Annotated in this window: 14 protein-coding genes; 11 read left to right on the top strand and 3 right to left on the bottom strand. The window is 42.1% G+C overall.

Features of this window, described 5'->3' with window-relative positions:
* Positions 1-339 precede the first annotated feature (339 nt).
* Positions 340-1596 (bottom strand): BaiN/RdsA family NAD(P)/FAD-dependent oxidoreductase, encoded by a 1257-nt coding sequence (locus CSV68_RS01030; protein WP_099632751.1) that lies wholly within the window; start codon positions 1594-1596, stop codon positions 340-342.
* Positions 1597-1747: 151 nt separating this feature from the next.
* Here CSV68_RS01030 and CSV68_RS01025 point away from each other — a divergent pair, with 151 nt between their 5' ends.
* Both CSV68_RS01025 and CSV68_RS01020 read left to right on the top strand, forming a co-directional pair.
* Complete coding sequence (locus tag CSV68_RS01025) at positions 1748-3364, top strand: putative polysaccharide biosynthesis protein (protein ID WP_099661266.1); 1617 nt, start codon at positions 1748-1750, stop codon at positions 3362-3364.
* A 3-nt stretch (positions 3365-3367) separates the two neighbouring features.
* The gene (locus CSV68_RS01020; protein WP_099632753.1) at positions 3368-4099 is read left to right on the top strand and encodes a pseudouridine synthase; all 732 of its coding nucleotides are present in this window, start codon (positions 3368-3370) and stop codon (positions 4097-4099) included.
* A gap of 51 nt (positions 4100-4150) precedes the next feature.
* Here the strand turns inward: CSV68_RS01020 and CSV68_RS01015 are convergent, their stop codons facing one another.
* Entirely contained in the window at positions 4151-4372 is a 222-nt protein-coding gene (locus CSV68_RS01015) for a DeoR family transcriptional regulator (RefSeq protein WP_099632754.1), read from the bottom strand.
* A 376-nt stretch (positions 4373-4748) separates the two neighbouring features.
* On the opposite strand from CSV68_RS01015, the gene dat reads away from it, so the two are divergent.
* The 4 genes from dat (at position 4749) to CSV68_RS00995 (ending at position 8230) form a co-directional block, all read left to right on the top strand.
* On the top strand, positions 4749-5633 hold the full coding sequence (dat, locus tag CSV68_RS01010) for a D-amino-acid transaminase (protein WP_099632755.1): 885 nt from the start codon (positions 4749-4751) through the stop codon (positions 5631-5633).
* Positions 5617-6588, top strand: a complete 972-nt coding sequence (locus tag CSV68_RS01005; protein ID WP_099661265.1) for an NERD domain-containing protein — start codon at positions 5617-5619, stop codon at positions 6586-6588. The genes dat and CSV68_RS01005 overlap by 17 nt, the downstream gene beginning before the upstream one ends.
* Before the next feature lie 36 nt (positions 6589-6624).
* A complete protein-coding gene (gene trmB / locus CSV68_RS01000) occupies positions 6625-7269 on the top strand; it encodes a tRNA (guanosine(46)-N7)-methyltransferase TrmB (protein ID WP_099632757.1) in 645 nt (214 codons plus the stop codon).
* A gap of 115 nt (positions 7270-7384) precedes the next feature.
* Complete coding sequence (locus tag CSV68_RS00995) at positions 7385-8230, top strand: YtnP family quorum-quenching lactonase (protein ID WP_099632758.1); 846 nt, start codon at positions 7385-7387, stop codon at positions 8228-8230.
* A gap of 340 nt (positions 8231-8570) precedes the next feature.
* On the opposite strand, the gene CSV68_RS00990 is transcribed toward CSV68_RS00995, so the two are convergent.
* Positions 8571-8885, bottom strand: coding sequence for a hypothetical protein (locus tag CSV68_RS00990; protein WP_099632759.1), 315 nt, complete (start codon positions 8883-8885; stop codon positions 8571-8573).
* Between the two features lie 203 nt (positions 8886-9088).
* On the opposite strand from CSV68_RS00990, the gene CSV68_RS00985 reads away from it, so the two are divergent.
* From CSV68_RS00985 to ytpR, 5 genes are all read left to right on the top strand, one after another.
* Positions 9089-10162: a M42 family metallopeptidase gene (locus CSV68_RS00985; RefSeq protein WP_099632760.1), complete on the top strand. Its 1074-nt coding sequence runs from the start codon at positions 9089-9091 to the stop codon at positions 10160-10162.
* Positions 10163-10190: 28 nt separating this feature from the next.
* The gene (locus CSV68_RS00980) at positions 10191-10706 is read left to right on the top strand and encodes a DUF84 family protein (RefSeq protein ID WP_099661264.1); all 516 of its coding nucleotides are present in this window, start codon (positions 10191-10193) and stop codon (positions 10704-10706) included.
* Positions 10707-10784: 78 nt separating this feature from the next.
* A complete protein-coding gene (locus CSV68_RS00975) occupies positions 10785-11303 on the top strand; it encodes a hypothetical protein (protein WP_099632762.1) in 519 nt (172 codons plus the stop codon).
* Between the two features lie 33 nt (positions 11304-11336).
* On the top strand, positions 11337-12152 hold the full coding sequence (locus CSV68_RS00970; RefSeq protein WP_099661263.1) for a DUF1444 domain-containing protein: 816 nt from the start codon (positions 11337-11339) through the stop codon (positions 12150-12152).
* Positions 12149-12754 (top strand): YtpR family tRNA-binding protein, encoded by a 606-nt coding sequence (gene ytpR / locus CSV68_RS00965; protein WP_099661262.1) that lies wholly within the window; start codon positions 12149-12151, stop codon positions 12752-12754. The genes CSV68_RS00970 and ytpR overlap by 4 nt, the downstream gene beginning before the upstream one ends.
* Positions 12755-12853: the final 99 nt, after the last annotated feature.

The following is a 12853-nucleotide window of genomic DNA, read 5'->3' as shown; positions in this document are numbered from 1 at the left end:
ATCCGCTCTATCGGCTGGGCTGCTCGCTCAATGTGTCATGCTATCCGCTCTATCAACCGGGCTGCTCGCTCAATGTGTCGTGCTATCCGCTCTATTGGCTGGGCTGCTCGCTCAATGTGTCGTGCTGTCCGCTCTATCGGCGGGGCTAAGCGCTCAATGTGCCATGCTATCCGCTCTATCAACCGGGCTGCTCGCTCAATGTGTCGTGCTATCCGCTCTATCGACCGGGCTGCTCGCTCAATGTGTCGTGCTATCCGCTCTATCAACCGGGCTAAGCGCTCAATGTATCACGCTATCCGCTCTATAAAACGATCCAACCGCTCATAAGACAATTCAAAGTTACTCCAATAATCCAGCATTCATCCCGGCCAGACGTCCTGTTACAAGCGCTGCGGTAATATTATAGCCGCCCGTGTATCCATGAATATCCAATATCTCTCCACAGAAAAACAAACCGATTTTCTTACGTGAAGCCATCGTCTTTGGCTCCACTTCTTTTACTGAAACACCGCCACCTGTAACGAACGCCTTCTCGATCGGTTGTGTCCCTGTAATATGGACAGGGAACGTCTTCAGAAGTTTGGCGAGTGTTCGTATAGCTTCACGTTTAATATCTATGCCGATTTCAGTTTCTTCGATTTCTGCTTTCTTCAATAAAAACAGCAACCACCGTTCAGGCACGAGACCTTTCAATGAAGTTTTCACTTGTTTTTTCGGTTCATCCTTTAAAATCTTCGCAATCGTCTGCGTTAATTGTTCTTCATGTTGATCAGGTATTGAATCAATTTGTAGTAAGACAGGCTGCTTGCCATTCTTCATCTGCTCTTTGACAACATATTGACTACAACGTAAAATCGCAGGACCACTTAATCCGAAATGGGTGAAGAGCATGTCCATGTGATGTGTCACAAGTGTTTTTCCCTTTTTATTCAATACGGATACTTTGACGTCGCGTAACGCAAGGCCTTGTAAATCTTTTGAGACGATAAATGGCTCGCGTGACAGTAACGGCACTTCTGTCGGATACAATGTCGTTACGGTATGACCCGCTCGTTCAGCCCAAGGGTATCCATCTCCTGTGCTACCTGTTTGTGGAACGGCTTTGCCTCCGACGGCAACGACGACTGCGTGTGCGCGTACTTCTTCACCGTCTTCTAACCGAACGCCTAGGATCTTTTCGTCATCCATTAATAATTTTTGTACTCGGCTTTCCAAGCGTATTTCCACGCCTAGTTCATCCATCTGATTCAAGAGCGCGTTTACGACATCTTTTGACTTATTGGAAACAGGGAACATCCGTCCGTGATCTTCTTCTTTTAAAGGCACGCCAAGGCCTTCGAAGTAGTGAATGATATCCTGGTTGTTAAAGACAGAGAACGGGCCATATAAAAACTTTCCGTTTCCTGGTATATGTTTAATAATTTCTTCTTGAGAAAGTCGATTTGTGACGTTACAGCGACCGCCGCCTGAAATGGCTAGTTTATTGCCGAGCTTCCGTCCTTTTTCAATTAATAGAACGCGCTTTTTTTGTTCGGCTGCTGCAATGGAGGCCATTAAACCTGAAGGACCGCCACCAATTACGATTACATCATACATTATAGAACCACTCTTTCATTTCATTTTGTCTCTCATTATACACCATATGGGCATGGTTGCTTTTTGATTTGGACTTTAGATAAAGATTGTGCAAAAGCGTGTCGAGGGGTAAACTATACAAGAATCTCTTTAGGAATGGAAGGAATCAATTATGGCATCGAATTTATTGAAAGGCACAGCCATTTTAACGATTGGCTTATTTTTATCGAAGGCACTCGGTTTGCTTTATGTAATTCCGTTTTACGCAATCGTTGGAGAAAAGAGTGTCGGTCTCTATCAATACGCATACATACCGTATAATCTAGCGCTGGCGGTCGCGGTATCCGGGGCACCGCTCGCCATATCGAAGTTTGTTTCTAAATACAATGCGTTAGGCGATTATGCGACCGGACGGAAGTTGATGAAATCGGGTATGGTCGTCATGTCTGTAACAGGCTTGCTGTCGTTTCTTGCGTTGTTTTTCCTTGCGACTCCGATCGCGGAACTTGTCATCAAGGACGAGGAACAGATTTTCACAGTTCAAGATATTGCGACTGTTATTCGCTGGGTTAGTTTTGCCTTGCTTGCGGTACCGTTACTTAGTATCGCTCGAGGATTTTTGCAAGGATATCAAAAATTCGAACCTACATCTGTCTCTCAATTAATTGAACAGATCGTACGGATCATCGTTGTGCTCGTTGGAGCGTTCGTGGTCGTCAATGTACTGGATCTATCCCCACGAATCGCTGTACAGTTTGCAGTGTTTGCTGCGTTTATTGGAGCGCTTGCTGGTTTATGGAGTCTCTACTATTACTGGAAAAAGTATCAGGATGAATTCGATTATTTGTTATCGAATAGTCCACCGGCGAGTTCGGTTTCCTTAAAACAAATTTATACGGAAGTCCTTGCGTACGTATTGCCGTTTGTATTGGTCGGAACGATTAATCCAATCTATCAATTCGTCGATATGATTACATTTAACGGCGCTATGAAATCAATCGGACTTTCCAGTGTCTCTGATTTATATTTAACAAAACTGAACTTTTTAACACATAAGATTGTGATGATACCTGTGATGGTCGCGACAGGATTTTCGATGGCGCTGATCTCTATTATCACGAAGGATTACACATCTAACAATCAAAAGGGCATCACACGTTCACTCGATCAGACGTATCAAATTATGTTGTTCTTGACGATTCCAATGGTTATTGGATTGATTGTCTTAAACAATGAAGTCTATCAATTCTTGTATGAGTATGATGTGGCGGGAGCAAGCGTCTTAGCTGCCTACGCACCGGTTGCGATTTTATTTGCGATGTTCACGGTAACGGCTGCAATCTTACAAGGAATCGATCATCATAAATGGATCGTCTTCACTTCATTGCTCGGATTGTTAGTGAAAATGCTGATCAATATTCCATTGATTAAACTGTTTGAAGTGAACGGCGCAATCATAGCCACCGCAATTGGCTACACGGTAGCAGTATGTATCAACTTGTTCGTTATCAAAAGAGCATTGAATTATAAATCTGAAATGGTCATTAGACGCTTGTTCTTGATTTTGGCTTTCAACGCAGTGATGTTTGCAGGTGTTTGGCTGACGAATAAAGGCTTGAACATGGCGCACATTCCAGTAGGACGTTGGCAAGCATTATTGTATGTCATGATTGGATCAGGTGTGGGAATGGTGATCTATGGATTCCTGGCTTTCAAATCAGGACTTGCACAACAATTATTTGGAGATCGTCTGACACGTATAATGAGACGTATCGGGTTTGGAGGCTAATACATGAGGTTAGATAAATTATTATCGAATACAGGTTATGGTTCACGTAAAGAAGTTCGGCAGTTGTTGAAAAAAGGAATGATCCGGGTGAATGGGGCAGTGGAAAAAGATCCTGCACAGCACGTGGATCCGGATGCAGACGCGATTTCATTGCTAGGTGAAGAAGTCATCTATAGGGAATTCATCTACTTGATGATGCATAAACCGCCTGGCGTGTTATCTGCGACAGAAGATAACCGGGATCAAACAGTCGTGGATTTACTTGGAAGTGAAGAACGTCATTTCGAACCGTTTCCGGTAGGTCGTTTGGATAAAGACACAGAAGGGTTATTGTTGCTGACGAACGATGGGAAGCTTGCACATAATCTGTTGTCACCGAAGAAAGAAGTGCCGAAAACGTATTATGCGAAAGTGGCGGGAGTTGTAACGGAAGAAGATACTGAAGCTTTTGCGCGCGGTGTAATTTTAGATGATGCCTACGAAACAAAGCCGGGCATTTTACACATAATACATTCTGCCGAAGAGTCGGAGATTGAACTGACGATTACAGAAGGAAAGTTTCATCAAGTGAAACGGATGTTTGAAGCGGTAGGAAAAAAAGTGGTATATTTGAAACGTTTAACGATGGGGCCGCTTGTTTTGGACCCAGATTTGGAATTAGGGGAATACCGCGAGTTAACAGAAGAAGAATTGCTGCAATTAAAAGAAGTAGATCGTTCCAAGCAAAAAGGCTGATGCAAAAGCGTCAGCCTTTTTGCTTTGTACACTTGTATATAGGAGGCTAAATCAGGAAGGTAATTTCACTTTCTTGGACGTCGTCGTCCATTCGCCGCGGACTGAGCTCTTAATCAATTCATTGTACTCCAGAACGTTTAAGTCACGTTGTGCCGTGCGTGATGAAATGTTGAATTCATCTGCCACGTCCTCCGTTGTTACTTTTCCGTTATCCCGAATGAACAGATAGACATCTTTGATACGAATTAACATGCGATCGGTAGCTGGGTTCATCTAAGAAACCACTCCTTCATCTTCATATTTTCACGCCAACATTGCAAAAGAAGACTGTTGGGGTATTCTCTGACATTACCTTTCCTGAATCGCTCCTTATATCTAAGTTATGCCAGAATAGTATGTGAATGATTCTGACAATAGTAGTATAACGTATTTTATGTAAAAGCGCACATGTTTTCGCTTATACTTTTGAATTAATTAGAATAAATAGATTACTAGTTACCTAGTTAGCACTAGTTTTGAAATGATTAAAAAAATGGTCTTCACTCTATTAAGGTCTAATTGATTTTATTCCATAAACATGTGAAAATAGAAAAAGAGGAAACTGGCAGTAGTTTGGCTTGAGGTTTCATAATAGAAGGGTGGCGGTTGTGTGATCTTTTTCAAAGATGGGGAATTCCTAACAGAAGATAAACTGAATGTGTCCGTGAATGATCGTGGCTATGTATTTGGCGATGGAGTCTATGAAGTAATTAAAGTGTATGATGGTGCTTTGTACACGGCGAAAGAACATTTGGAGAGATTACTTGAGAGTGCTGAAAAAATCCGCGTAAGCATGTCATATACACTTGATGAGTTACTGGAAATCGTACAAAAGCTTCAGTCCGATAATCAAATATCTGTTGGACATATTTACATACAAGTCACACGCGGTGTGGCGCCACGTGCCCATCATTTCCCGGAAGACAGTGTTCCTGTCATGATTGGCTATGCTGTAGAAAATGCACGTCCGTTAGAAATCCTTCAACAAGGTGCGGCTATGAAGTCTGTTGAAGATATGCGTTGGCTTCGTTGCGATATAAAAAGTTTAAATTTACTTGGCAATGTCATGGCGAAACAAGAGGCATTTGATCACGGATGTCAAGAAGCATTGTTTGTTCGAGACGGCTTAGTACGTGAAGGTTCTTCTTCTAATGCATTTGGTATTAAAGACGGAATTCTTTATACACATCCTGCCAATAATTTTATTTTGAACGGAATTACTCGTCGTGTCGTTTTACAGATTGCAGAGAATTTAGCGATTCCGGTTAAAGAGGAAGAATTCACATTGTTGCAAGCGCTAGATATGGATGAGTTTTTCTATACGTCGACGAATGCTGAAATTACACCGGTTGTAACAATAGATCAGCAACCTATTGGACAAGGAGTTCCTGGGCCGTTGACGAGAAAGTTGCAAACAGCATTTGAGGCGCAAATTCCGAAGTTGGTGGCTGCTGGTCATAATGAGGAAAGAGAATTAAATGGCCCAGCTAGTTAAACTCGCGGATTATATTTCCCGGTACGAGAATGACTTAACTCGCTACCCGACACAATTCATCCGTCTGAAACGCTATCAGTGGAAACGTATCAAAAACCAATGGGAGCATGGTGTTGATTTATATGCGGAGCAAGCGGCTACTTTTCCTGAGGATGTACAAGTGCCTTCGAAATGGTATACGTTATTATTCAAGAAATGGCGTAAGCAAGCAGATGTGGAATTGACAGATGAGGCCCCTGTTTCCGAGGAAGCAGTAGAAGATCGTGAGAATGATAGGAGTTTTTCGGCTTCGATTTCAGGTCAACCTTCGAATATTGAACAGTTAAAGAAAGCTTATCGTGATCAATTGTTTCAATTCCAATTAAAGTGGGCGAGTTCTACATTGTATGACCGGTCTCGTGTAGATCCAAAGTATTTCTCTGACCCCTTATTGAAACAGCTACTACTGCGTTTACCTGATAGCTTTTTGTTGTTATATTATCCAATCGTCAAAGTCAGTAAGGCACCTGTTGAGTTGGATATCATTTTATTGGCACCTACTACATGCTATTGCATCACGGTGCTCGAAGATGAAAGAATGGCCGCGTACATAGGTAGTGGCGAAAGGTTTTGGCTGAAGAAGTTCGGTGAGGAAGAAGTGAAAGTACTGAATCCTACTATCGCGCTTAGTAGGATGGAGAAAGTGGTTTCATCATTTTTCAGAGCGGCGAAAGTGGAGATCCCGATCAAGAAGCTGATAGTTTCTAGAAACGGCTATATTGATTATCCCGGAACTCCATTTGAAGTGACAACGATTGATCGCAAAACATATGAACAATGGCTGACCAAGTTATGCAGTAATCCGAGTCCGATGAAGCATACGCAATTTAAAGCGGCACAAGCGATTTTGGATCATGCACAAACTACAGCGATGAGTCGATTGTTTGATGCAGAAGAAATTGTGGATGAGCAATAGAATAGAAATTACAGAAAAAGTGAGAGTGTACTGATTATGCGTTTACGAAATAAGCCATGGGCTAAAGATTTCATGGCAGAGCATCCGGATGTATTGATTTTGGATCCGGAAGGTAAGAAAAATCGTTGGACTGAAGAGTTTGGAAACGATGCGCCAATTCATATTGAAGTAGGTACGGGTAAAGGGCAATTTGTTATTGGAATGGCATTGGCTAATCCAGAGATTAACTATATTGGCATCGAACACTTTGATAATGTAATTGTGTCCGCGTTAGAGAAAACAATTGAAGCAAAAAAGCCTTCAAATCTTCGTTTGATGCGTGTCAATGGAGAAGAGTTAGCTTCCATTTTCGCGGAATCAGAAATTGATCGTGTCTATTTAAACTTTTCTGATCCATGGCCAAAAGATCGCCATGAAAAGCGTCGTTTGACACATCCAAACTTTTTGGCGAAATATGAAGGTGTTTTGAAGGCCAATGGAGAAGTGCACTTTAAGACAGATAATCGTTCGCTGTTTGAATATTCTCTTGTCTCCATGACGGACTATGGAATGAAATTACAATCCGTTTCACTCGATTTACATGCAAATATGCCAGAGGATAATGTGTTAACCGAATATGAAGAAAAGTTCTCAAGTAAAGGTCAACCAATTTATCGTTTGGAAGCACAATATCAGAGCTAATTCTGGTGAGATAGAAAGCTGTTGGACGTTGTACTTTTCTGCTGGATCTTAAGAGTTCCGTGGAAAAGTACAACGTCAATACAACAGTTACTAAAGGATGTAGGGAGGAATTTTTTTGGATCAACTAACTTTTCATGATATGAAACTAACATGGCTAGACGGTGGCGTGAACTATTTAGACGGTGGTGCGATGTTCGGTGTCGTTCCGAAGGCTCTATGGTCAAGGCGCTATGAAGCAGATGAAAATAATGTGATTGAATTACGAACAGACCCAATCCTCATTCAATATCAAGGGACAAACTATTTAATTGATTCAGGTATCGGTAAAGGTAAGTTGGACGACAAGAAAAAGCGTAACTTAGGTGTACGGGCCGAAACACGCGTAGAGGAAAGTTTAGAAGAACTCGGTATGACACCGGATGATATCGATGTTGTGTTAATGTCTCATCTTCATAATGATCACGCGGCAGGTTTGACGCAGTGGGAAAACGATGAGCTTGTGTCGGTATTTAAGAATGCCAAGATCTACACATCGCAAGTCGAGTGGGATGAAATGAGAGAGCCAAATATCCGCTCACGAAATACGTATTGGAAAGAAAACTGGGAACCGATTCAAGATCAGGTTACGACGTTTGAAGAAGAGATTGAAGTGGTGCCAGGCATTAAGATGATTCATACGGGCGGTCATAGTGACGGTCATTGTGTGATTAAGCTGGAGCAAGAAGGCGAGACGCTGATTCATATGGCGGATATTATGCCGACGCATGCGCATACGAATCCTTTATGGGTACTTGCGTATGATGATTATCCGATGGACTCGATTTTTGCAAAAGAGCGCTTGATGAAGGAAGCGCTTCCAAATAACTATGGTTTTATTTTCTATCATGATGCGGTGTATCGCATGGCGAAATTTAGTGAAGATGGCAAGACGATTGTGGATAGCTTGCCACGTACTCGATGAGGTTTAAGTTTAAGTTCAAGTTCAAGTGATTTAGTAAGGGGAGTGCGCAGTTGATCGACGTTCCAGGCCGACGCTTTCCCATTATCCATTGAACGCCACTTCCGCCAGCGCCGAAGTGGCGTTCAATGTACTCTCCACTCCCATTGCTAGTCAAACTACAAACTGCATGTAGTGCTCGAATCGAAAATGCTCTCAATAGACCACCATATACTGCCGCTTCTTACTTACCAGGATGAAACGCAATACAACTCGCACTTAAAATTGACTCAAACAAAAAAAGAGGCTATCGCAAGAAGTAGATACTTCTCGGATAGCCTCTTTACGTATATTTGATTATTGATTACTGACGAACTAGCTCTACGACAGTGCCTGTTTTCGCATCTGCTGCGAATTCGAATTGCTCGAGCTTGCCATCTTTCATGCGTGAAACGCCACCACGGTAAACATCCATAGAAATTACGTGGTTTGTGAAAGGTTCTGGTTTCATAACGATCCAAGAACCATCGATTGGTCCTTCTTCTTTAAAAGCGTCTTTTACTTTTTTCAATACGTTGTCAGCAGGTACTTCTTCATTGTAACGATTAAATGCCTCATTCACTACTACGCCTGCAGCAACTCCGGTTAAAATTCCAGCTAAAAAGTCTTTTACTCTCATGGCTAATTGCAGCCTCCTTCGCAAATCTTTTCTTATAGTGTAACATAGTTTAAAAGTGCATGGCGATTCAAAAGTGTTTTCGACTTTATAAATCGGTAGAATATGGCACTTTTGTGTAAAGCAAATGCTTAACCTAATTAGTATTCATCTGTTTGGTATGTGGATATAATACATATAGACAATAAAAGAAGTGAGGGATTTAGATGAAAAAAGAAACGTTAGAACTATTTCGTACATTGACTGAACTTCCGGGCGCACCTGGTAATGAATACCGTGTCCGGGCTTTTATGCGTGAGCAGTTAGCACAGAACTCGGATGAGATTATTCAAGATGGTCTGGGTGGCGTGTTTGGTGTTCGGCACGGAAAAGAAGACCAGCCGAAAATTATGGTTGCGGGACATATGGATGAAGTCGGCTTCATGGTAACAGGTATTACGGATAACGGGATGCTTCGTTTTCAGCCTTTAGGTGGCTGGTGGAACCAAGTGCTACTTGCACAACGAGTCCAGATCATCACAGAAGATGCAGATATCCCAGGCGTCATTGGCTCTATTCCGCCGCATTTATTGAGTGACGCAGAGCGCAGCAAACCCATGGATATCAAAAACATGCTGATTGACGTCGGTGCTGACGATAAAGCGGACGCTGAAAGTTTCGGCATTCGTCCTGGTCAGCAAATCTTGCCGATATGTCCATTCACACCGATGGCTAATCCGAAAAAAATTATGGCCAAAGCATGGGATAATCGCTATGGTTGCGGACTCGCAGTGGAGCTATTGCAAGAAGTGAAGAATGACACGTTGCCGAATACATTGTATTCAGGTGCAACGGTTATGGAAGAAGTTGGGTTGCGTGGTGCGCAAACGGCAGCACGTATGATAGATCCAGATTTATTCTTCGCACTCGATGCGAGTCCTGCAAATGATGCAAGTGGCAATAAAAATGAATTCGGTCAGTTAGGTCAAGGAACGTTGTTGCGCATTATGGACCGCTCGATGGTCACACACCGTGGTATGCGCGAATTCATTCTAGACACTGCTGAAACTCACAATATACCGTATCAATACTTTGTCTCCCAAGGCGGTACGGATGCAGGGCAAGTCCATATCGCGAATGACGGCGTGCCAAGTGCTGTCATCGGAATTTGTTCTCGCTACATCCATACTGCGGCTTCCATTATCCACACAGATGATTATGCAGCAGCGAAAGAATTAATTACAAAATTAGTAAAAGCATGTGATAAAACGACTGTGGAAACGATTAAACAAAACTGCTAAACGATTAGAAATGAAATGAGGGTGCTGAATGAAATTTGTTCTTGGCTCTGAAAATCAGGCGAAAAAACGTGCGGTAGTTCGAGTCGTTGAACGCTATATGGAGAACAGTATCATTTCCTCAGCGCCCGTTCCGTCGGGTGTCCGCGCGCAACCGATGAGTGAAGAGGAAACTCGGCAAGGGGCTATCAATCGTTCAATCTCTGCAGCACACCATGCTTTTGGTATCGGTTTGGAAGGTGGTGTCCATATGATTGGTGACACGATGTACCTCTGTAATTGGGGCGCCCTCACCACGCCGGAAGGCAAAACGTTTACTGCGGCAGGTGCACAAATCCCTTTACCTGAGGACTTGGCCAATGAAATTCGTTGCGGCAAAGAGCTAGGTGATGCGGTCGATGCCTATTTTACAAAGCAAAATATCCGAATGTCTGAAGGGGCTATGGGTATGTTGACGGCACAACTCGTTCCAAGAGATGCGTTATTTGAACATATCATGCAATTATTGATCGGCCAGCTCTTGTATAGCACGTCACTACAGAGCTGACGATTGCAATAGCGTCGGGGTGCGATTAGAATAGGACTGATAGAAAATTGAACGAAAGTAGAGAAGGGGGGAACCTGAATGTTGCGAAGTGGAAAGGTTTTCTTGCTGTTGCTACTAGCTGTCGTATTGGTAGGCTGTAATCAGAAGGTGGAAGTCCGTACTGACGATGCATTTGTTTCAGCAAAAAAAGTATTCGAACTTAATAGTAAAAAAGCGAATCAAACGGTGGGCGATATTGAATTCTATAAACCGCCAACTCTACGAATAGATAAAGAATCAGTTTCACAAAAGATTGTTTTAACTAAACGAAATGATTCATTTTATCTAACCGTTAATCCGAATGAAAAGAAAAACAGTCAAGTGTATTATGATGTTCTATTGACGGATGAACCGGATCATTTAGTAGGTGCACAAACATTTTCTAAAGATGATGCATTTGGCTTCGTTGCGGTTATTCAAAAAGGTGAGAAGCAAGTAGAGTTAATTGCAAACGTAGGTGGAGCGAAAGTGGAAACCGTCACGAATGAAGAAAACACGGACGCTTATTTAGAAAAGATGATGGAAATTGCTCGTTCGGCTCAGCATAACGATCAGTAAGTAACTTAGAGTAGTGAAGGAGAGGGTTAACGAATGGAAGCTGCAGATTTGGTAGAAGAACTAAAGAAACGCTTACCTAAAGAGAACTTTGATTGGCAATTTGACCGACAGGCGGACAAGTTGCGGATTGTCCACCATACTCTTCATAAAGGTATGGATATTTCATTACCTGAAATTTTATCCAAGTATGAGCAGAAAAAAGATCGTGCAATTGATGAAGTGGTGTATACCATTCAAGAAACATTTCGCGCTATGGAGCAAGAACAAGAAAAAGGCTTCGTAGGAGAAAATACAATCTATCCTGTCATCCGTTCGACTTCATTCCCAACAGAAAGTTCTGCGGGACAACCTTTCTTAACGAAAGATCATACAGCTGAAACACGGATTTTCTATGCGTTAGATCTAGGGAATACGTATCGCTTGATTGATCATGGGATGTTGGCCGATATGCAGATGACAGAACAAGAAATACAGGAAATCGCAATGTTTAAAGTGAAGACGTTACCGACTGCTTATAAACAAGATATCGTTTCCGATAATATTTTCTACTTTATCAGCAACAACGATGGCTATGATGCGAGCAGAATATTAAACCAGCCATTCATGAAAGAAATGGAACAGAAAATTGAAGGTCATATGGTCGTTTCCGTTCCGCATCAAGATGTGTTAATTATCGGAGACATCCGAAATGAAACGGGCTATGACGTCGTGGCACAAATTGCTATGCAGTTTTTCACAACAGGAGCTGTTCCTGTTACGTCTCTGTCATTCATTTATGAAGATGGTAAACTAGAACCTATTTTCATTATGGCGAAAAATAGATTAGCTAGAAGGGATAAGAAAAAATGAACCTATTTTATAATCCAGAAGGTGTTGGCGATGTATTGTTCGTTCAACTTACAACAGAAAGACCCACAGCAATTACTGCTGAAAGAAAAAACAATGTTACATTGATCAAAAATGAAGAAACGGGAACTGTAGTTGCGTTCAATTTATTTGATGCATCCAGTTATTTCCCTGTTTCAGCAGTTGGTCAAGTGGAACTGACAGAAGAGCTTGGCGAACAACTACAAACAGCATTAAAGACAAATGACATCGATTTAGAATTGGAATTGGATTTCACGCCAAAGTTCGTTGTCGGCTATGTTGCTGAAAAAGAAAAGCATCCAAACGCAGATAAGTTGAACGTTTGCCAGGTAGACGTAGGGGAAGAAACATTGCAAATCGTTTGTGGCGCTGCCAATGTGGAAGCTGGACAGAAGGTTGTTGTAGCAAAAGTAGGGGCTGTAATGCCTTCAGGTATGATCATTCGTGATGCGGAACTTCGGGGAGTAGCTTCATCAGGTATGATCTGTTCTGCTACAGAACTTGATCTACAAGACGCACCTGAAGCAAAGGGAATCCTCGTATTAGAAGACGATCGAAAAGTCGGGGAAGCTTTCAAAGCGTAAGTTGTAAATATATCCATAGAAAAAAAGCTTTTGCACAAGCCTCATTAAGCTTGTAGCAAAAGCTTTTTTGTATTATTGTTACAAAGGGTTACAAATCAT

This window comes from Sporosarcina sp. P29, from assembly GCF_002743265.1.
GTDB lineage: Bacteria > Bacillota > Bacilli > Bacillales_A > Planococcaceae > Sporosarcina.
This window is presented reverse-complemented; position numbering and strand designations above follow the sequence as displayed.

What these genes read in the sequence shown, in the direction of transcription:
- CSV68_RS00975 (WP_099632762.1), top strand. Translation starts at nt 10,785, where the DNA reads ATGTTGCGAAGTGGAAAGGTTTTCTTGCTGTTGCTACTAGCTGTCGTA.
- CSV68_RS00970 (WP_099661263.1), top strand. Translation starts at nt 11,337, where the DNA reads ATGGAAGCTGCAGATTTGGTAGAAGAACTAAAGAAACGCTTACCTAAA.
- CSV68_RS01005 (WP_099661265.1), top strand. Translation starts at nt 5,617, where the DNA reads ATGGCCCAGCTAGTTAAACTCGCGGATTATATTTCCCGGTACGAGAAT.
- CSV68_RS01030 (WP_099632751.1), bottom strand. Translation starts at nt 1,596, where the DNA reads ATGTATGATGTAATCGTAATTGGTGGCGGTCCTTCAGGTTTAATGGCC.
- CSV68_RS00980 (WP_099661264.1), top strand. Translation starts at nt 10,191, where the DNA reads ATGAAATTTGTTCTTGGCTCTGAAAATCAGGCGAAAAAACGTGCGGTA.
- CSV68_RS00985 (WP_099632760.1), top strand. Translation starts at nt 9,089, where the DNA reads ATGAAAAAAGAAACGTTAGAACTATTTCGTACATTGACTGAACTTCCG.
- trmB (WP_099632757.1), top strand. Translation starts at nt 6,625, where the DNA reads ATGCGTTTACGAAATAAGCCATGGGCTAAAGATTTCATGGCAGAGCAT.
- CSV68_RS00990 (WP_099632759.1), bottom strand. Translation starts at nt 8,885, where the DNA reads ATGAGAGTAAAAGACTTTTTAGCTGGAATTTTAACCGGAGTTGCTGCA.
- ytpR (WP_099661262.1), top strand. Translation starts at nt 12,149, where the DNA reads ATGAACCTATTTTATAATCCAGAAGGTGTTGGCGATGTATTGTTCGTT.
- CSV68_RS01025 (WP_099661266.1), top strand. Translation starts at nt 1,748, where the DNA reads ATGGCATCGAATTTATTGAAAGGCACAGCCATTTTAACGATTGGCTTA.
- CSV68_RS01015 (WP_099632754.1), bottom strand. Translation starts at nt 4,372, where the DNA reads ATGAACCCAGCTACCGATCGCATGTTAATTCGTATCAAAGATGTCTAT.
- CSV68_RS01020 (WP_099632753.1), top strand. Translation starts at nt 3,368, where the DNA reads ATGAGGTTAGATAAATTATTATCGAATACAGGTTATGGTTCACGTAAA.